The sequence below is a fragment of the Sulfitobacter sp. PM12 genome, assembly GCF_045586035.1.
GTDB lineage: Bacteria > Pseudomonadota > Alphaproteobacteria > Rhodobacterales > Rhodobacteraceae > Sulfitobacter > Sulfitobacter pontiacus.
In genome coordinates this window covers 2,044,381-2,062,501 of the sequence record NZ_CP151529.1, presented here as the reverse complement: position 1 = coordinate 2,062,501, position 18,121 = coordinate 2,044,381, and the positions used below count along the sequence as shown (strand labels likewise).

Sequence of the window (18,121 nt, the reverse complement as noted above, 5' to 3'; positions counted from 1 at the left end):
TCCGTGATCGTCGTCTGGCGCTTAGCCGCCCCAGTTACGTACCTGACCGCAATCCATATGCACGAAGTTAGAACCGGAATAGCGACCAACACCGCCACCGTTACAGGCAATCGCCGCGCGTGCCATCTGGTTCACCGAACGCGATGCCAGACGCAGGTCAGCCGCCTGACCACGCATATGGAGGGAGTTCTTGGCCACACCGCGCGATCTGGAACGCAGCATCGCGTTGGTCTGCGGGCTGCGGTAACCGGATAGAAGCATATAGGGCTCGGACACATCCAGAAGGTTATGCGACGCGGCCATGATGTCCACGGTGCGCAGGTCCATCGACTTGACGCCATCTGTACGCCAGTCACGCATGAAATAGTTCAGCTCGGATACGGCATCTTTGATGTAGTTGCCTTCGATCCAATAGATCATGTCGATGCGTTCGCCGGTCCGGCCGGAATACATCTTGATGCGACGAATATCGCCGGCCCCACGCAAAAATCCTGCTGCGTTTGCGAAGGTCGGTGCCGCTGCTACGGCCGTCGCTGCGAATGCGCCCAATACGGAGCGCCGGGTCATGCCCGAAGTGCTCTTACCAGTCATTGATTGTATGTCCCGTCTTCTGCCTTTGGTTCCATGATGTTACACGGAGTTTTCCATCGATCCCCAGATGCAACAATTTATGGCATAGCGCGATTCTTGAACCAAGTGCTGAATCGAAAAGGTTCCATCCATCAACAAATTTAGGCGAATTTTTGCGCAACCCTTAGTTGGTTGTTCATTTTTGCCACAGGGGCGATGCCGATAAGCATCAATTTATCCTTAGTTTTCAGTTCACGGGCATTGTTATTGGACAAGAGCATAGGGTTCCCTGCCTATCTAGGAAATCCAAAGCTCACCGATTTCGGGGGAATCAATGACTCGTATTTTAAGCATTCAATCGCGGAAATTTCGCCGCTTGGCCGGTTTTCTGGGGGCGGCTGCCACCGCTCTGACACTCTTTACCGCGCCGCAACCCGCTTTTGCGCAGGTGACCGCGTTCAAACAGGCCGTTGCCGAAGCCGCCGCGCGGGATGAGGATATCGCCGCCTACTACCGGACCCACGGCTATGCACCGATCTGGACCGAAGCGACAGAGATACAGCGCGCCCGACGTGCCGCTCTTATGTCGGCGATCCGCGCGGCTGATTTGCACGGGCTACCCGTCGCACGCTATGACCCTCAAGGGCTGATGGAAAAGCTCAAAAACGCGCAGACCCCGCGGGATCGCGGTCTGGCCGAGGTCGAGATGACGCGCGTTTTCCTGCAATACGCCCGTGATCTGCAAACCGGTGTGCTGGTGCCGTCGCGCATTGATCCGTCCATCGTGCGCGAGGTGCCATACCGCGACCGTCAGACCTATATCACCGATTTCATTTCTTCCGATCCGACGCCGTTCCTGCGTAATCTGCGCCCGCGAACGATGGAGTATAACGCCCTGATGCGTGAAAAGCTGCGGATGGAGCATTTGCTGACCCAAGGCGGTTGGGGCCCCGCGGTGCCTGCATCCTCGCTCAAGCCCGGGGCGCAAGGCACGCAAGTGGTCGCGCTGCGCAACCGATTGATGTCGATGGGGTATCTTAAACGTTCTAACGTGATGACCTATGACGCCACTTTGCAAGAGGCGGTGCGCAGCTTTCAAAAAGATCACGGGCTGAATGAGGACGGCGTCGCTGGCTCCGGCACCATGGCCGAGATCAACAAGAGCGTCGAGACGCGGCTGCAATCCGTCATCGTCGCGATGGAGCGTGAACGCTGGCTGAACAAGGAACGCGGCGTACGTCACGTGCTGGTCAATATCCCCGCCTTCACCGCGTCCGTCGTCGACAACGGGCAGGTCACCTTCGAGACACGCTCGGTCGTGGGGGCGAACCAATCGGACCGTCTGACGCCTGAATTCTCGGACGTGATGGAATATATCGTCATCAACCCGACGTGGACGGTGCCGCGGTCGATCGTGACCAAGGAATATCTGCCGTCGATGCAGCGTAACCCCAATGCCGCGGGTCATATTGATCTGATCGATAATCGTGGCCGGATCATCAGCCGTGGGTCTGTGAACTTTAGCCGCTATACAGCGCGCACCTTCCCATATGGCATGCGCCAAAAGCCGGGACGGACCAATGCGCTTGGGCTGGTAAAGTTCATTTTCCCCAACAAATACAACATTTACCTGCACGACACGCCCTCCAAGAGCCTGTTTGACCGCGACGTTCGTGCCTTTAGCCACGGCTGCGTGCGGCTCGCCGATCCGTTTGATTTCGCCTATACGCTGCTGGCCCCGCAGGCGGCTGATCCTGTCGCCTATTTCAAACGGCAACTGGCCACAGGCCGCGAGACTTTCGTCCATCTGGATACCGAAGTGCCGGTCCACATCATCTACCGCACCGCCTTCACCACACCGCGCGGCCATACGCAGTATCGCGCCGATATCTATGGTCGCGATGGCCGTATCTGGGATGCGCTGAGCAAGGCGGGGGTGGCATTGGGCGCGGTTCAGGGTTAACTCGTCCCTGATAAGGGGAGACCGCACATGACCTACACCATCCAACAGATCGCCGACGCGCTTGGCTTGCCAGCGGCCGGCGATACCTCCATTTCGATTGCCAAACTGGCAGAGCCGGCAGACGCGGGCCCCGACGATCTCGCGCTCGCCATGAGCCCCAAATACGCACAATCGCTGTCTGACGGATCGGCCCGCGCGGCCATGCTCTGGCCCGATGCCGATTGGCAAGAGATGGGGTTGAAGGCCGCCATCCTGCCGGACCGTCCGCGCTTTGCCATGTCGGGACTGACCCGAATGATGGATCCGGGGCAGGGGTTCGGGGCTGGCATCCACCCCTCTGCCGTTATTGATGAGACTGCCGAACTGGCCGAGGACGTCTCTGTCGGGCCACTGGCGATTGTGGCGGCGGGCGCGAAAATCGGCGCTGGCTCTGTCATCGGGCCGCAGTGCTACATTGGGACAGACGCGGTTCTGGGTAAGAACGCCTATCTGCGCGATCACGTCAGCATCGGCGCGCGGGTGCGCATCGGCGATGATTTCATCGCACAACCGGGCGCGCGGATCGGCGGCGACGGGTTTTCGTTCGTGACGGCTGAGCCCAGCACGGTGGAACAGACCCGCAAGACCCTTGGTGATCGCGGCGACACAAAAGCGCAACAATGGACCCGTATTCACACCCTTGGAAGTGTGACCATCGGGAACGACGTGGAATGCGGTATGAACTGCACGGTTGACAGCGGCACCATTCGCAACACCGCGATTGGCGACGGCAGCAAGCTCGATAACCTCGTGCATCTGGGGCATAACGTTGTGGTCGGCAAAAACTGTCTGCTGTGCGGGCAGGTCGGTATCGCCGGTTCCGTGACCATCGGCGACAACGTCGTGCTGGGGGGGCAGGTGGGCGTCAGCGACAATATCACCATCGGCGACGGGGTGATCGCAGGCGGCGGCACCAAGATCCTGTCCAACGCGCCCGCGGGCCGGTCGTTGCTGGGCTATCCCGCGACAGAGATGGGCAAGCAGATTGAAGGCTACAAAGCGCTGCGCCGTTTGCCGCGCTTGCTTCGCGATGTGGCGGCGTTAAAATCCCAGATGGGCACCTCCAAAGACAGTGAGACAAGCTAGGGCCGAGGCATGGCCCGTTCTGACGGAGACTTAGGATGAACATCAAAGATCAGGTCATCAGCATTATCGCCGATCAAGCGTTTCTGACGCCATCGGATGTCACCATGAACAGCACGCTCGAAAGCCTTGGCATCGACAGCATGGGCATCGTCGAAAGCATCTTCGCGATTGAAGAGACATTTGACGTATCGGTGCCGTTCAACGCGAACCAGCCGGACGCTACGGGGTTCGATATTTCCAGCGTGGCCAGCATTGTCGCAGGGGTGGAACGGCTGCGCGCCGAGCAGGCCTGACGCGTGAAACGTGTCGTGATTACGGGTGCGGGCACGGTCAATCCGCTGGGATTGAACGTGCCCGATACGCTTGCGGCCATGCGCAACGGAGTGTGTGGAATAGGGCCGCTTGATTTCCGCGACGTGGACCGGCTGTCGATCAAGATCGGCGGTCAGGTCCACGGGTTTGACGGCGAAAGCCAGTATAACCGCCAGAAGATCGCGCTGTATGACCGGTTCACCCAGTTCACCCTTGCCGCCGCGGCGGAGGCGATCCGCCAATCGGGGCTTGAGTTCAAGGGAGAGCTCTCGGCGAAATCCGGCGTGGTGCTTGGCACAGCGGGCGGCGGGGTCAGCACATGGGACGATAACTACCGTGCGGTCTATGCCGAAGGGAAGAACCGCGTGCATCCCTTCGTGGTGCCGCGCCTGATGAACAACGCCGCCGCCAGCCATGTGAGCATGGAGCATCACCTCAAGGGGCCATCCTTCACCGTTTCCACCGCCTGCGCGTCCTCGAACCACGCGATGGCGCAGGCGTTTTCGATGATCCGCAGCGGGATGGCACCGGCGATGGTCACGGGCGGCTCGGAATCCATGATGTGCTTTGGCGGGGTCAAGGCGTGGGAAGGGTTGCGCGTGATGTCGCGCGACGCCTGCCGCCCGTTCTCGGCCAATCGCAATGGTATGGTGCAGGGCGAAGGCGCAGGCATTTTCGTGTTCGAGGAGTATGACCACGCCCGCGCCCGCGGGGCTGATATCCTGTGCGAAGTATCGGGCTTTGCCATGTCCTCTGACGCGTCGGACATTGTGATGCCGTCCAAGGCGGGTGCCGCCCGCGCGATCAAAGGCGCGTTGGACGACGCCCGGATCAACCCGGGCGAGGTGGGCTATATCAACGCCCATGGCACGGGCACGGCAGCCAATGACAAAACCGAATGTGCGGCGGTGGCAGATGTGTTCGGCACCCATGCAGACAGGCTGATGATCAGCTCGACCAAATCGATGCATGGGCATCTGATCGGCGGCACCGGCGCGGTAGAGCTTTTGGCCTGCATCATGGCCCTACGCGACGGGGTGATCGCCCCCACCATCGGCTACGAAGAGCCCGACCCCGACTGCGCTTTGGATGTGGTGCCCAATGTGGCCCGCGATGCGCGGGTCACGGTGGCGCTGTCCAACGCCTTTGCCTTTGGCGGCATGAACGCTGTACTGGCGCTGCGCGCGATCTGATCCCACCAGCGACACCGCCCATGAAAAAGCCGCCCGCGTCAAACGGGTCGGCTTTGTCGTCTTAACGGCCCGAGGGCCAAGCGTCTGCTTACCGGTCTTCAACAACCGAGGATTTGTCGAAGCTTGCGGTGAACCCGTCCAGCGACAGCGACAGTTCGACCTTCTGGTCGGGCGCTAGCGCGGGCACGATGGTGATCACGGCCTCTTTCCCGCGTTTGAACGCGGCGACATCGGCTTCGGTCAGGCCCATGCGAACGTAGCAACCAACGGGGTTACAGAAAGCGAAAGGATAGCGGCGCGCTTTGCCACCATCGACGGTCAGCGTCAGCTGCGAGGGCAGGGCCGTTTCCAATGGAACAACCACAGTGGCACCGGCTGTCGCCTTGCCGCCCGCTGGCAGGCGGAACAGCGAGAATTCGGCGACAGGCGCGCCTTGGCCATCATCCATCAGCTGGTACATCTGGCAGGGGTCGACCTCTTCTTCGGTCTTGATACAGCGCATCTCCCAGGCACCGATCACCTCTTTGGTGTAGGGCTTGCCCAGGGTCGGCTCCCCGTCGGCATCTTCACCAAGGCTCAGTTGCGACTGGACGTCGGTGCTGCTGCCGGTGGTGGTGTTTTCTTCCGTTGCGGGTGCCGCTTCAGCGGTCGGCTCCGCCGTTTCCGGGGCGTCTGTTGCTGCGGGTGTTTCCGTGGCTGCAGTTTGTGCGTAACCGGAAACGGGCATAGTCAGAGCCATCGCCGCGCAGAGTGGGAGAAGTGTGATATACTTTTTCATGCTCGTTCCAAATCAGTTAAATTCGACGCCATCTACCATGCGCCAATGCCAATGTCAGGACGATAGCGCTGAAACCATCGTGATTTAAGGCAAAATTTTGCCTATTTCATCAGGTTTTCACGGGGAAGAGGCCGGGTGCGGGGGGCTGAAATAGAAAAAAGGACGCGATGCGTCCTTTTCCCTGTTCTTCGTTCTCCCCATCGGACTTGGCCGACTTATTGAAAGCACGTTACGAAAGCATTCGGGCACCGTCAACATAAAATATCACAGCGGTTTCAAGCGCGTAAAACGGACCTCAAACGTAAAAAGGGCCGCACCCGAAGGCGCGGCCAAGTCTGACAGGGAGGAAGTGCCGCCAGCACGAAAAGGACATCACGACCGGCGACAAAATCACTATGGTGTGAAAAGGTTAAGTTTGTATGCTCGCTCTGCACTTTGGCTGCAGGTTATTGGCCCAAAAGGAATTAAATACGTGACAAATGATATCTTCATCGGCGGCGGTGGCGAAGACTACGCGACGAAACAGTTTCTCAACATCGGCTATGCCAACCGCCATGGGCTGGTCGCGGGGGCCACGGGCACAGGCAAAACCGTCACGCTGCAAATCCTGGCCGAAGGGTTTTCCGCCGCAGGGGTTCCGGTATTTCTGTCCGACGTCAAAGGCGATCTGTCGGGGCTGGCGCAGGCAGGCTCTGCCAGCCACAAGCTGCACACCCCCTTTTCAGAGCGCGCCCAGACCATCGGCTTTGACGATTTCGACTACAGCGCCTTTCCGGTCACCTTCTGGGATATGTTCGGCAAACAGGGGCATCCGGTGCGGACGACAATCTCGGAAATGGGGCCCTTGCTGCTGGCGCAGCTTCTCGATCTGACGGAGGCCCAGGAAGGTATCCTCAACATCGCCTTCCGCGTTGCTGACGAAGACGGGCTTCCGCTGCTGGACCTCAAGGATCTGCAGGCGCTGCTGGTCTGGATCGGGGAAAACGCTTCAACCCTGGCGCTGCGCTACGGCAATGTATCGTCGGCGTCGGTCGGCGCGATCCAGCGGCGCTTGCTGGTGCTGGAAAACCAAGGCGCGGCTGATCTCTTTGGGGAACCTTCGCTGACGCTCACCGACCTGATGCGCACAGACACGGACGGGCGCGGTTTTATCAATATCCTCGCGGCCGACCAGCTGATGCAGTCGCCCAAGCTCTACGCGACCTTCCTGCTGTGGTTGCTGTCAGAACTCTTCGAGGAACTGCCCGAGGTCGGCGACCCCGATAAACCCAAACTGGTGTTCTTCTTCGACGAGGCGCATTTGCTGTTTGACGACGCCCCCAAAGCGCTGGTCGACAAGGTTGAACAGGTGGCGCGGCTGATCCGCTCCAAGGGCGTGGGCGTGTATTTCATCACACAGAACCCCGCAGACGTGCCCGAAGATATCCTTGGCCAATTGGGCAACCGCATCCAGCACGCCTTGCGCGCCTTCACCGCGCGTGATCGCAAGGCGCTGCGCCTTGCCGCCGAAACCTACCGCGAGAACCCGCGTTTCGAAACCGAAGACGCGATCCGCGATGTGGGCGTGGGCGAGGCGGTGACCTCCATGCTGCAGAAAAAAGGGATCCCCGGCATTGTGGAACGCACCCTGATCCGGCCACCATCCTCGCAGCTTGGTCCGATCGATCCGGCCACCCGTGCCGCCCTGATGGCGCAAAGCCCGATGGCGGGGAAATACGACACCCGCCTTGATCGCGCCTCCGCGTTCGAAATGCTGGCCAAACGCGCCGAAGACGCCGCGAAAGAGGCAGCACAGGCCGAGGAACAAGCCGAGGCCGAAGACACATCCCCCGCCTTGCGCGAATTCAACGCGGCGCGGCGCTATGCAGGCAAACGGGTCACGCGCTCTACCTCGAAACGCACGACCAAAAGCGACGACAGCTTTGGCGGTGCCATCGCGAGTGTGGTGATCAAGGAGCTGAAAGGCACAACCGGCCGGCGCATCGTGCGCGGAATCTTGGGCGGGTTGTTCAAAGGACGCTGAACGCGCTTCCAAATGGCAATAAATCCTCGCCGAAGGCTGGCCTTATCCCGCAAGGGATAAGGCCTTTTCTTTTACTTCTCGGGGATCAACCCGCGCGGGCTGAACCGCAATACCAGCAGCAAGACCGCCCCCATCGTCATCAACCGCATATGCGCAGCAGACTCGATCAGGTGGTCTTTCAGCCAATAGCCGTCGGACATGCCCGCGGTGACCAATTGCATCAGCCACAGCCCCATGGGTTCAACCATGACCCAAAGGTACCACATCAAAAAGCCCCCCAGCACGGCCCCCAGATTGTTGCCGGACCCGCCAACGATCACCATGACCCAGATCAGGAAGGTGAAGCGCAACGGCTGGTAGGATCCGGGCGTCAACTGGCTGTCCAGCGTGGTCATCATCGCGCCAGCAATCCCGCAGATGGCAGAGCCGAGAATGAACACCTGCAAGTGCCGTGCGGTCACGTCCTTGCCCATGGCTTCGGCTGCGACCTCGTTGTCGCGGATCGCGCGCAGCATGCGGCCCCAAGGCGAATTCAGCGCCCGCTGGCTTAGCCACATCAGCACCAAGAGCACCACGGCGAACAGACACACATACAGGAACTTCACCCAAAGCGTCGATGCCTCGACCGGGTTCAGTCCGAAGCCGGCCGCCTGTTCGACAAAGCCCGCGTTGTTTTGCAGGTCGATCTCATAGGGGACGGGGCGCGGGATACCGATGACGTTCTTGACGCCCCGCGACAGCCAGTCTTCGTTCTTGAGCACGGCGATGATGATCTCGGCGATGCCCAGGGTCGCGATCGCTAGGTAATCCGACCGCAGCCCAAGCGCGGTTTTCCCGATCAGCCAGGCCGCTCCGGCTGCAAACAGCCCACCCACGGGCCAGGCGATGATCACCGGCAGGCCAAGCCCGCCAAGATAGCCGGTGGTCGCGGGGTTCACGGCCTCGACCGCGCTCACGGATGGGTCGAGCAGGGCGCGGAAGATGAAAAACCCTGCCACCAGCACCACCAGAACAACCAGCGTGCGCAGCCATCCCTTGGCCATGCGTTTCATCACCTGAACCGCCAGAATGATCGTCGCGGCCCCCATCAGCAGGGCGGTGAGGATCCCCCAGCCCCCCGCGGACCAAGCGCCTTGCGTGGGTTGCATGCCGATCAGCACAGCGGCCAGACCGCCAAGGGCGACAAACCCCATGATGCCCACGTTGAACAGCCCCGCAAAGCCCCATTGCAGGTTCACGCCAAGTGCCATGATGCTGGAGATCAGCCCCATCGCAATGATCAGCAGCGCCGCGTTCCAGCTTTGCGCCAGCCCGGTCAGTACGATCAGCAGCGCGACAATGGCGAAAAGAGCGGTGTTTTTCAGTGTCTCGTTCATACCGATTGCCCCTTGAACAGACCTGTGGGTTTGAACAGCAGCACGATCAACAAGATCACGAAGCTGACGGCGAATTTATAGTCGGTGGACAAAAGCTGCACCAAGCCGTCGGGGGCCATCCCCTCGGGTGCGAGGTAGCCAAAGACCTTTTTCCACGCATAGGTGATCGTCACCTCGGAGAATGCGATAACAAAGCCCCCCGCGATGGCACCGATCGGGCTGCCAAGACCGCCCACGATCGCGGCGGCAAAGATCGGCAGCAGCAGTTGGAAATAGGTGAAGGGTTTAAAGGACTTGTCCAAGCCATACAGCACGCCTGCGGTGGTCGCCAGACAGGCCACAATGATCCAGGTGATCATGACCACGCGTTCAGGATTGATGCCCGACAGCAGCGCCAGGTCCTCGTTGTCAGAGTAGGCGCGCATGGATTTGCCCGAGCGTGTCTTGTTCAGGAACCAGAACAGCGCGGCAACCACGATGACAGCCGTCACCACGGTCAGCCCTTGGGTCGTTTTGATCGCCAGACCTTCCTCAAGCCCCGTCATCTCTTTGAAGTCACGGGCCGAGATGATGAAGCGTTCGCCATCCAGAAACCGTTGATCCTCTGCGCCGATGATAAATCGGGTGATGCCGTTATAGACGAATGTCACCCCCAGCGAGACGATGACAAAGATCACCGGCTTGGCCTTCTTTTCGCGGTAGAAGCTATAGACAAGTTTGTCTGTGCCAAGCAGCAGCCCGATGGTGATGATGATCGCAAAGGGCAGCGCCAGCAGCGCGGTTGGCAGGACTCCCAGGCTCAGCCCCAGCGACTGGAAACCCCAAGTGATCAGCACGGCGGACATCGCGCCAAGCGCCATCGTGTCGCCATGGGCAAAGTTCGAGAACCGCAAGATGCCATAGACCAGGGTCACCCCAAGCGCACCAAGCGCCAGCTGCGACCCGTAGGCGATGCCCGGAACCAGCACATAGTTGGCCAAGGCGATGAAAGCGTTGAGTAAATCCATTATTTGCATGTCCCTAGATAGCTGATGACAATCGGCCCATCAGCGTAATGCACGGTATAACGGGAGGCCCCGTCGGTGGCGATGCTCAGCAGGTGGCGGGCATCAAACCCACCCCCCGTCAGGGACAGCGCCTTGACTTGTTTCGTGCCGGTCATGTCGACGGTTTCGGCGTCGCTGACCATTTGTGATTGAACCGTCAGCGCATCGGCAGAGGCTCCGCCTGCGTTGCCGGTGATGTCGGGGGTGAACTCTGTCTCGGTGCAGGGCTCGTTTTCCACACATTCCCACGTAAAGCGGCAGGCGATCGCAATCGTCTGCTGGAAGGGCTCTGTGGGGGCCGTAGCGGCTGCGGCGGTCGGGGCTGTTGCTGCGGTCGTGGCAACGCTATCCTGCGCCAAGGCTGGCGCCGTGGTTGCCAATAGGGCCATCGGAAGGGTCCATCGCATCGCTTAACCCCCCAGAAAGGACTTGCGAACTTCGGGGTCTTCCAAAAGCTCTTTTCCCGTGCCGGTAAAGGCATTGGCCCCTTGCACCAGAACATAGCCCTTATCCGCAATTTCCAGCGCTTGGCGGGCGTTCTGTTCCACCATCAGGATCGGGATACCGGTCCGCGCGACCTCGATGATGCGGTCGAATAGTTCGTCCATCACGATGGGGGACACGCCAGCGGTGGGTTCGTCCAGCATCAGCACCTTCGGCTGCGTCATCAACGCGCGGCCCACCGCGACCTGCTGGCGTTGCCCGCCCGACAGTTCGCCCGCGGCCTGATAGCGCTTTTCCTTGAGGATCGGAAAAAGGTCATAGACCTGCGCCATCGTATCACGGAAATCATCGCGGCGGATGAACGCCCCCATCTCGAGGTTTTCTTCCACCGTCATCGAGGTAAAGATGTTCGAGGTCTGCGGCACGAACCCCATGCCCTTGGCCACACGGTCTTGCGGCGATAGCGAGGTGATGTCTTCGCCGTCCAGCCGCACATGGCCCTGGCGCACGTCGAGCATGCCAAAGACGGCCTTCATAGCCGTGGATTTGCCCGCGCCATTGGGGCCGACGATGACTGCGATCTCACCCTTTTCGACGGCGATGGTGCAGCCGTGCAGGATATCGGGGCCCTTGCCATAACCGCCCGTCATCGTGTCGCCGATCAGGAAGGGGCCCCCCGGCGCGGGGTGGCTTTTGCCGCCCCCTTTGACCGGCTGCGCGGTGCCTTGCCCTTTGGGGTTCGCGATCGACAGGTCCTTATTGCCCCGGTCGCCGTATGGGTTGCTCATGTCAGTCTCTTTCATTCGGTGTCCAGGGCCGCCGCAGGGATGGGCGCGGCGCAGGATATCTCATCCGCACATGTGTCGCGCAGCATCATGGCCACCTCAAAGGACATCTTGTCCATTTCATCCAAAGGCATTGTGTCGGTGGTATCGAGATACAGCATAATCCGCGCTGATCCGACATCCGACAACATGACCGCGCTCATGGTGCGGTCGCCTTCGATCTCGTCATATTGCAGGTGGCGCAGGGTCGTGCCCATCGGCGTGTCGATCCGGTCGACCTTCAGCACTTCGGGGGCAGGGCCGCCATCCGCCGCGATCCAGGCGCTATAGGTCTCGTATTGCTCTTCCAGCGTCGAGGTGCCGTCGGCGATGTCGTACCCGGGCCATTCTTGGGTGAAGTTCAGGATCACCTCGCCCAGATAGCGGGTGGAGCCGTCGCCGACCGTGTCCCAGGTTGCTTCTTCCCACGGGGTGCCCCGATCGCACATCCAGACCTGCGCCGACAGCTGCGCACAGGCCGCAGCGGCCTGCGGCAGGGCAAATCCCGCGCAGAGCGTCAATGCGGTGGCCATCCGTCTCATGCAGACACGGCCTTGTTCTTGAGCCCGGTGCCCAGATAGGCCTCGATCACCTGTTCGTTGGCCTTGATCTCGGGCAGGGTGCCTTGAGCGAGAACCTTGCCCTCGGCCATACAGATCACCGGATCACACAGACGGCCGATGAAATCCATGTCGTGTTCGATCACGACAAAGGTATAGCCGCGTTCCTTGTTCAGCCGGATGATCGCGTCACCGATGGTATTGAGCAGCGTGCGGTTCACACCGGCCCCGACCTCGTCAAGGAACACGATCTTGGCGTCGACCATCATGGTCCGCCCCAGTTCCAGCAGCTTTTTCTGACCGCCGGAGATCTGACCCGCTTTCTGCTCGGCCAGATGTTCCACCGTCAGAAACTCAAGCACTTCGTCGGCTTTGGCGCGCAAGGCGCGTTCCTGATCGGCGATGCGCTTGCGCCCGAACCACGTGTTCCATAGCGTCTCGCCCGCCTGATCGCCGGGCACCATCATCAGGTTCTCGCGGCAGGTCATCGACGAGAATTCATGCGCGATCTGGAAGGTCCGCAGCAGCCCTTTGTGAAACAGCGTATGGGGGGGCAGGCCGGTAATATCCTCGCCGTCCATCGTCACGCGCCCCGAGGTCGGTTTCAGCACCCCCGCGATCACGTTGAATAGCGTCGTTTTGCCAGCACCGTTCGGGCCGATCAAACCGGTGATCGTGCCTTTGCCAATGGTCAGATTGGCCCCGTCCACGGCGTGGAACCCGCCGAAATGTTTATGGATGTCGTCTACGACGATCATTTTGTAGTCTCCCCGTGCGGTGCCGAAGCCCCGTTGCAAAAACAGCCCGGTCGCAATGCACCGGGCTGTTTTCTGTCACGTCATGTGATGTTAGCGGTATTGAACCGTCGTGATCTTGCCATCTTCGATCTTGATCTGACGGTAGCTGCCAGCGGATTCACCGGGGCCGATCAGTTCAACCGCGGTTGCGCCTTCATAATCGACTTCGCCGCCGTCCTTGAGGATTTGCAGCGCTTTGGCCAGCTCACCCGGATAGATCTTTTCGCCGGGGGCGTTCGCAACCGACATGACCTGATCCTTATAGACCTGCGGATCGGAAGACCCTGCGGCCTGCATCGCCAGCATCAGCAGCGCCGCTGCGTCATAGCTTTCCGGTGCGAAGGGCGATGTGGTGTCGAAGGCACCGTCAACCAGCGCGGTGAACTTGTCAGCGCCGGGGCTATCGGTGCCGGGGTGCTGGCCGGTGGAGCCGTCAAGCTCGGAGCCGAAGTTGTTTTCAAGGTTCGCCGCGATCATCCCGTCGGGGAAGTGGAACGTGTCGAACGCGCCTGAATCGATCGCTGCACGCACAACGCCCGATCCACCCTGATCGACGTAGCCCGCAACCACCAGACGGTCGCCACCGGCAGAGGCCAGCGCGCCAACCTCGGCAGAGTAATCGGCCTTGCCGTCTTCGTGTGCGGCAGAGATGGTGATCGTCCCGCCTGCGGCTTCATAGGCCTGCTGGAACGCGTCCGCCAAACCCTTGCCGTAGTCGTTGTTGGTATAGGTGACCGCGACTTCCTTGATGCCTTCTTCCATCAGCACCTCTGCCATGACCTCGCCCTGACGGGCGTCGGAGGGGGCGGTGCGGAAGAACAGGCCATCGTCTTCCATCGTGCTCAGGCCGGGCGATGTGGAGGATGGCGAAATCATCACCATGCCGTTGGGCAGTGCCGCGTTTTGCAAGATCGCGCCGCTCACGCCAGAGCAGGCCGCGCCCACAATGCCGTTGATCCCTTCGGCGATCAGGCGTTCCGCACTGGATACCGCAAGCGCGTTATCGACGCAGCCCGTGTCCGCGCGCGAGGCGGTGACTGTCGCCCCGTCCATCAGCATGCCGCTGTCGGTGACTTCTTTCATGGCCAGCTCGGCGCTGGATGCCATGATGCCGGTCAGCGATTCAATCGGGCCGGTGTAGCCAAAGATCACGCCAAGCTTCACGTCCTTGCTGTGCGCGTCGGCATAGGCATTAGTGGCCAGCAATGCTGCAGCCGTTGTGGCCATAAGCATCTTTTTCATGTTTCTCTCCCTGTTGAACATGGTGTTCTGCGCCAGAGCCTATGCGGCGATTTTGGAAAAGAAAAGCGTTATCCCTAGGTAAAGTGGCGCAAGATGATGTGGATCGACGCTTTGTCTGCGCTAGGTTTGCAGGGATAGGTTGTATGAAGGGGGAAAGCCATGTTTCTCGGGGGGATGATAGGTCAAGCCGCACGGGCCATCGGGGCGTTGCTCATAGCCGGATCGGTCATGGGCGCGTCGGGCGTTGGCGCGCAAGAGCTGCGGATTACCCAGCAGGTGTCAGGGCTGGAGACGCCTTGGGCGCTGGCAATTTTGCCGAATGGGGACGTGCTGGTCACCGAACGCGACGGCCGCTTGCTGCGGGTCCGCGAGGGGACCAGCCGCGAGGTTGCGGGTACCCCGCAGGTCGTTGACGCAGGGCAGGGCGGCTTGCTGGACATCACGCTGGCACGGGATTTTGACAGATCGCGCACCATATTCCTGACCTATGCCAAGGCGCTTGAAGGCGGGGCCGGTACCGCGCTTGCCGCGGCAGAGCTGTCGCAGGATGGTGCGCGGCTCGAAAATCTACGCGATCTCTTTACCATGTCACGCGGGTCTGCCGCCGGTCAGCACTTTGGCAGCCGCGTGGTCGAGGCGCGCGATGGCACGCTTTTCGTCACTGTCGGAGAGCGCGGCGACCGTCCGGCGGCGCAGGATCTGGCGCAGCACAACGGCTCTGTCGTGCGGGTGAACCGTGACGGTACTGTGCCCGCCGATAACCCGTTTGTCGGGCGTGACGACGTGCTGCCGGAAATCTGGTCCTACGGGCATCGCAACCCGCAAGGGGCAGCGCTTGATCTGAAGGGCAACCTGTGGGTGTCAGAACATGGTGCGCGCGGCGGGGACGAGGTTAACGCGGTCCGCAAGGGCGCGAATTACGGATGGCCGGTGATATCCTACGGGCGTCACTACTCCGGTGCCAAGATCGGCGAAGGCACCGCGAAAGAGGGGATGGAGCAGCCCGCCTTCTACTGGGACCCGTCTATCGCGCCCTCGGGGTTGCTGGTCTATTCGGGCAAGATGTTTCCCGACTGGCGGGGCGATATCTTCGTCGGCTCGCTCAAGTTCAATTATATCGCGCGGCTAAAGGGCGATCCGCTGGCCGAGGTGGCGCAAATCTCTGCCCCCGCCACGGCACGGGTGCGCGACATCATAGAGGCACCGGACGGCGCGATCTGGTTTATCTCGGTCGGGAACGGGGCGGTGTACCGGATCAGTAACGACTAGGCGACAGGCTTGGCCGCATGCGACCCGCGTTCGCGGTAAGGCGTGGTGTTATAATGCGCGCGGTAGCATTTGGAAAAATGCGACGGCGAGGCAAAGCCACAGGCCAGCGCCACGTTGATCACGCTCATATCCGTTTGCATCAGCAGGTTACGCGCCTTTTGCAGGCGCAGTTCCATGTAATAGCGTTTGGGGCTGCGGTTGAGGTAGCGGCGGAACAGCCGTTCAAGCTGCCGCGTGGACATGCCGACATCGCGCGCCAATGAGGACGGACTGATCGGCTCTTCGATATTGGCCTCCATCATCTGGATGACCTGACCCAGCTTGGGATGCCGCACGCCGATACGGGTGGGCACCGACAGACGCTGCGTGTCCTGGTCCGTGCGGATGGAGCTATAGATCAGCTGGTCGGCGACGGCATTTGCCAGATCCTCGCCCAGATCGTCGGCAATCAGCTTGAGCATCAAATCGATCGAGGATGTCCCGCCCGCTGTCGTCATCCGGTTGCCGTCCACCACAAAGACCGATTTCGTCAGGGTGACGTCCTCGAAGTCTTCGCTGAAACTATCCTGATTTTCCCAGTGGATCGTGGCTTTCTTCCCGTCCAGCAATCCGGCCTTGGCCAGCGTAAAGGCGGCCGTGCACAGACCGCCGACCATCATGCCCTTGCGGGCCTCCCGGCGCAGCCATCCCAGCAGCTTCTTGGTCGTCGCCGCCTGCACGTCGATGCCGCTGCACACCACCAGCGTGTCGTCGCGGCCCAGATCGTCCAGATCGCCATCCAGCGTGAATTCCGCCCCTGCCGAACAGCGCACGCGCCCGCCATCCTCGCCGATCAGACGCCAGTCATAGGCCGGACGACCCGCCATGCGGTTGGCGATGCGCAGACATTCCACCGCCGAGGCAAAGCTGAGCATGGTAAAGTTTTCCAGCAGCACAAAGACAAAGCGCCGTGTCTTTTCAGCGTCAGGAAGAATGCGGTTGGCCAGACGGGTGTCGCTCATCACGTCGCCTTTCAGGTTTGCGTTATACGTTGGGGCAAAGTGGGCGCTGCCCTCAAAAACCTGCCGAAAACCTTGCCCACGGGCGGGGGCGAAGGTCAATAGGGTGAATTTCGGTTCTGGTCACTTGGGTCAGACCTTTATATACCACAATTTCACAATGTTTGCGCCTGACACTTCGGGCGCTGCGGACTTCGGAGAAAAATGATGACCGATTGGACAAAATCAAGCTGGCGCGACAAACCGCGGATCCAGATGCCCGACTATCCTGATCAGGACGCGCTGCGCGCGGTCGAAGCTGAATTGTCCCGTTATCCATTGTTGGTCTTTGCGGGTGAAGCGCGGCGGCTGAAAAAGCATCTGGCGGCCGCGGGCCGTGGCGAGGCGTTCTTGCTTCAGGGTGGCGATTGCGCCGAAAGCTTCGAACAATTCAGCAGCGATATGATCCGCGACACCTTCAAGGTGATGTTGCAGATGGCCATCGTGCTGACCCACGGTGCCAAAGTGCCGGTGATCAAGCTGGGCCGCATGGCGGGTCAGTTCGCCAAGCCGCGTTCAGCGCCGACTGAAACGGTGGATGGGGTGGAACTGCCAAGCTACCGCGGTGACATCATCAACGAGCTGGCCTTTACCGCCGACGCCCGTATTCCCGACCCTAAAAAGATGCTGCGCGCCTACACACAGGCCGCCGCGACCCTGAACCTGATCCGGGCGTTCTCGACCGGCGGCTATGCCGATGTGCATCAGGTGCACGGCTGGACTTTGGGCTTTACCGAAAGCGAAAAGGCGGAAAAATACCGCGAGATCGCGAACCGCATTTCAGACACGCTTGATTTCATGGCGGCGGCGGGTGTCACGTCCGAGACGGCGCATACGCTGCAATCGGTGGAATATTATACCAGCCACGAATCGCTGCTGCTGGAATACGAAGAGGCGCTGTGCCGTCAGGACAGCCAGACTGGCAAATGGCTGGCGGGCTCGGGTCATATGATCTGGATCGGTGACCGGACACGTCAGCCTGATGGCGCGCATGTGGAATTTGCCCGCGGCGTTCAGAACCCCATCGGTCTGAAGTGCGGCCCGACGATGACCAGCGATGACCTCAAGCTGTTGATGCACAAGCTGAACCCCGAAAACGAAGAGGGTCGCCTGACCCTGATCGCGCGTTTCGGGGCCGGCAATGTAGGTGAACACCTGCCGCGTCTGATCAAGACCGTGCAGGAAGAGGGCGCGAATGTCGTCTGGACCTGTGACCCCATGCACGGGAACACGATCAAATCCTCAAGCGGCTATAAGACGCGGCCCTTTGATTCCGTGCTGCGCGAAGTGCGTGAATTCTTTGCGGTACATGGGGCCGAGGGCACCGTGCCCGGTGGTGTCCACTTTGAGATGACCGGTCAGGATGTGACTGAATGTACTGGTGGTGTCCGCGCCGTTCAGGACGAAGACCTGTCGGACCGCTACCACACGGCCTGCGACCCGCGTTTGAACGCCAGCCAGTCGCTGGAGCTTGCCTTCCTCGTGGCCGAGGAACTGTCGGCACGCCGGGCGAACCAACAGGTCAAAGCCGTCGGCTAACTGCCGCAGCTCATGCAATAAGA

Annotated in this window: 17 protein-coding genes; 7 read left to right on the top strand and 10 right to left on the bottom strand. The window is 60.6% G+C overall.

Features of this window, described 5'->3' with window-relative positions:
• Window positions 1-21 precede the first annotated feature (21 nt).
• Complete coding sequence (locus AADW22_RS10155) at window positions 22-567, bottom strand: DUF882 domain-containing protein (RefSeq protein ID WP_005853653.1); 546 nt, start codon at window positions 565-567, stop codon at window positions 22-24.
• A gap of 337 nt (window positions 568-904) precedes the next feature.
• On the opposite strand from AADW22_RS10155, the gene AADW22_RS10150 reads away from it, so the two are divergent.
• From AADW22_RS10150 to AADW22_RS10135, 4 genes are read left to right on the top strand one after another with little or no spacing between them, the layout of a single operon-like run.
• Complete coding sequence (locus AADW22_RS10150) at window positions 905-2,533, top strand: murein L,D-transpeptidase (protein WP_407473634.1); 1,629 nt, start codon at window positions 905-907, stop codon at window positions 2,531-2,533.
• A gap of 27 nt (window positions 2,534-2,560) precedes the next feature.
• Entirely contained in the window at window positions 2,561-3,658 is a 1,098-nt protein-coding gene (gene lpxD, locus AADW22_RS10145; protein WP_407473633.1) for a UDP-3-O-(3-hydroxymyristoyl)glucosamine N-acyltransferase, read from the top strand.
• A gap of 35 nt (window positions 3,659-3,693) precedes the next feature.
• Window positions 3,694-3,951: an acyl carrier protein gene (locus tag AADW22_RS10140; RefSeq protein WP_009824672.1), complete on the top strand. Its 258-nt coding sequence runs from the start codon at window positions 3,694-3,696 to the stop codon at window positions 3,949-3,951.
• Between the two features lie 3 nt (window positions 3,952-3,954).
• Window positions 3,955-5,163, top strand: coding sequence for a beta-ketoacyl-[acyl-carrier-protein] synthase family protein (locus AADW22_RS10135; RefSeq protein WP_407473632.1), 1,209 nt, complete (start codon window positions 3,955-3,957; stop codon window positions 5,161-5,163).
• An 88-nt stretch (window positions 5,164-5,251) separates the two neighbouring features.
• Here the strand turns inward: AADW22_RS10135 and AADW22_RS10130 are convergent, their stop codons facing one another.
• Window positions 5,252-5,890, bottom strand: a complete 639-nt coding sequence (locus AADW22_RS10130) for an invasion associated locus B family protein (protein WP_235208529.1) — start codon at window positions 5,888-5,890, stop codon at window positions 5,252-5,254.
• 523 nt (window positions 5,891-6,413) lie between these two features.
• Here AADW22_RS10130 and AADW22_RS10125 point away from each other — a divergent pair.
• Window positions 6,414-7,964 (top strand): helicase HerA-like domain-containing protein, encoded by a 1,551-nt coding sequence (locus tag AADW22_RS10125; RefSeq protein ID WP_407473631.1) that lies wholly within the window; start codon window positions 6,414-6,416, stop codon window positions 7,962-7,964.
• 71 nt (window positions 7,965-8,035) lie between these two features.
• Here the strand turns inward: AADW22_RS10125 and AADW22_RS10120 are convergent, their stop codons facing one another.
• From AADW22_RS10120 to AADW22_RS10090, 7 genes are all read right to left on the bottom strand, one after another.
• Entirely contained in the window at window positions 8,036-9,340 is a 1,305-nt protein-coding gene (locus tag AADW22_RS10120; protein ID WP_407473630.1) for a branched-chain amino acid ABC transporter permease, read from the bottom strand.
• Complete coding sequence (locus AADW22_RS10115; RefSeq protein ID WP_005853635.1) at window positions 9,337-10,347, bottom strand: branched-chain amino acid ABC transporter permease; 1,011 nt, start codon at window positions 10,345-10,347, stop codon at window positions 9,337-9,339. The genes AADW22_RS10120 and AADW22_RS10115 overlap by 4 nt, the downstream gene beginning before the upstream one ends.
• Window positions 10,347-10,775: a hypothetical protein gene (locus tag AADW22_RS10110; protein WP_184582027.1), complete on the bottom strand. Its 429-nt coding sequence runs from the start codon at window positions 10,773-10,775 to the stop codon at window positions 10,347-10,349. Before AADW22_RS10110 ends, AADW22_RS10115 begins: the two co-directional genes overlap by 1 nt.
• 21 nt (window positions 10,776-10,796) lie before the next feature.
• On the bottom strand, window positions 10,797-11,618 hold the full coding sequence (locus tag AADW22_RS10105) for an ABC transporter ATP-binding protein (protein ID WP_081781256.1): 822 nt from the start codon (window positions 11,616-11,618) through the stop codon (window positions 10,797-10,799).
• Window positions 11,619-11,629: 11 nt separating this feature from the next.
• Complete coding sequence (locus AADW22_RS10100) at window positions 11,630-12,196, bottom strand: hypothetical protein (RefSeq protein ID WP_051577590.1); 567 nt, start codon at window positions 12,194-12,196, stop codon at window positions 11,630-11,632.
• Window positions 12,193-12,972: an ABC transporter ATP-binding protein gene (locus tag AADW22_RS10095; protein WP_005853630.1), complete on the bottom strand. Its 780-nt coding sequence runs from the start codon at window positions 12,970-12,972 to the stop codon at window positions 12,193-12,195. Before AADW22_RS10095 ends, AADW22_RS10100 begins: the two co-directional genes overlap by 4 nt.
• 90 nt (window positions 12,973-13,062) lie before the next feature.
• On the bottom strand, window positions 13,063-14,253 hold the full coding sequence (locus AADW22_RS10090) for an ABC transporter substrate-binding protein (RefSeq protein ID WP_005853628.1): 1,191 nt from the start codon (window positions 14,251-14,253) through the stop codon (window positions 13,063-13,065).
• Between the two features lie 159 nt (window positions 14,254-14,412).
• Here AADW22_RS10090 and AADW22_RS10085 point away from each other — a divergent pair, with 159 nt between their 5' ends.
• A complete protein-coding gene (locus AADW22_RS10085; protein ID WP_407473629.1) occupies window positions 14,413-15,522 on the top strand; it encodes a PQQ-dependent sugar dehydrogenase in 1,110 nt (369 codons plus the stop codon).
• Here the strand turns inward: AADW22_RS10085 and AADW22_RS10080 are convergent.
• Complete coding sequence (locus AADW22_RS10080) at window positions 15,519-16,523, bottom strand: GlxA family transcriptional regulator (RefSeq protein WP_180827738.1); 1,005 nt, start codon at window positions 16,521-16,523, stop codon at window positions 15,519-15,521. The two genes, AADW22_RS10085 and AADW22_RS10080, sit on opposite strands and share 4 nt — an antisense overlap.
• Before the next feature lie 204 nt (window positions 16,524-16,727).
• Here AADW22_RS10080 and AADW22_RS10075 point away from each other — a divergent pair, with 204 nt between their 5' ends.
• On the top strand, window positions 16,728-18,098 hold the full coding sequence (locus tag AADW22_RS10075) for a class II 3-deoxy-7-phosphoheptulonate synthase (protein WP_039912024.1): 1,371 nt from the start codon (window positions 16,728-16,730) through the stop codon (window positions 18,096-18,098).
• Window positions 18,099-18,121 lie beyond the last annotated feature (23 nt).